The sequence below is a fragment of the Paenibacillus sp. SAFN-117 genome (assembly GCF_051966115.1).
GTDB classification, from domain to species: domain Bacteria; phylum Bacillota; class Bacilli; order Paenibacillales; family NBRC-103111; genus Paenibacillus_L; species Paenibacillus_L residui.
The window spans coordinates 1-1,156 of the sequence record NZ_JBQCLK010000091.1 but is presented as its reverse complement, the minus strand read 5'-3'; the positions used below and the strand labels follow the sequence as shown (position 1 = coordinate 1,156).

At 47.4% G+C, this 1,156-nt stretch carries 1 protein-coding gene; it reads right to left on the bottom strand.

What is annotated here, in order from left to right:
- Nucleotides 1–1,050: IS256 family transposase (locus ACTHRH_RS25665; RefSeq protein WP_440418289.1), on the bottom strand; the 1,050-nt coding region annotated here is incomplete at its 3' end.
- Nucleotides 1,051–1,156: the final 106 nt, after the last annotated feature.

The following is a 1,156-nucleotide window of genomic DNA, read 5'->3' as shown; positions in this document are numbered from 1 at the left end:
AATCTTTTCTGCGGCTTCGATGTTCGTCAGACTGTTCATAGGCCGCAGGCGCTTTCGGAATTCCTTTATCATCCGTTCGATGGGATTGGAGGTGTAAATCGCCTCCTTGATTTGCGGAGGATATTTGTAAAAGGTCAAAAGTGTCGGCAACTGGTCTTCCCAGGACTTGATTTCTTTTGGGTACTTTTTGCCCCACTTTCCCTTAAACACGTCAAACGCAGCCAGCGCTAATTCATGATCCAGCGCATGATAGACGGTTTTGAGATCCTTTAGAAAATCGGTTTTGTCTTCCACCCGGATTTTTGGAAACGTCGAGCGTACTTTATGCACAACGCAATGCTGAACATCTGCTTTGGGGTAGACCTCGCGAAACGCCTCTTCCAGGCCCGGAAGCCCATCAAAAACCCCAAGCAGCACTTCACGTACGCCGCGGTTATACAGGTCTTTAAGCACGTCTTTCCAGCCGTTGGCGCTTTCTTGACCGCCAACGTAGAAGCCGAGGATGTGGCGATGGCCTTGCTCGTTGATTCCCATGACAAAATAGATCACTTCGCCGCTGACGGTGCTTCGTTTCAGCTTCACATACATGCCGTCCAGATAAATCACCGAATAACGCTTCTCAAGCGGTCTGGACTGCCAACGACAAACGTCTTCGAGCACGGTGCTGGTAATGTTACTTACGGTAGTAGGGGAATACTGACTGCTGAACATGCCCTCGATAAACTGAGCCACATCGCGGGTACTCATTCCGCCTTTATACATGTGGATAACAGCCTCCTCTAACCAACCGTCTCGACGCTGGTAAGGTTCAAAGACCTGTGTATGGAATTCGCCGTTACGGTCTCGCGGAACTCGTAGATCGTCGATTTTACCATACTTCGTATCCAGGGTACGTACATAATAACCGTTGCGGCTATTTGGTTTTTCCGCGTGTTCCTGCATAAAGTGCTGAATTTCTTCTCGCATGATCAGTTCGAGTTTTTCTTTCACAAAATCTGTGACAAGATTTTCAATTAGATTTGTGAGCATGTTTTCGTGTATAGTTACCATGAGTAGGGTTCCTTTCTTGGTGACTTTTTGCAATCCCGAGAATACCCTACTTTTTTGTCGCCTGTGAAGGCTCCAAATCTTGGTACACAGAATACTTTACGCCATC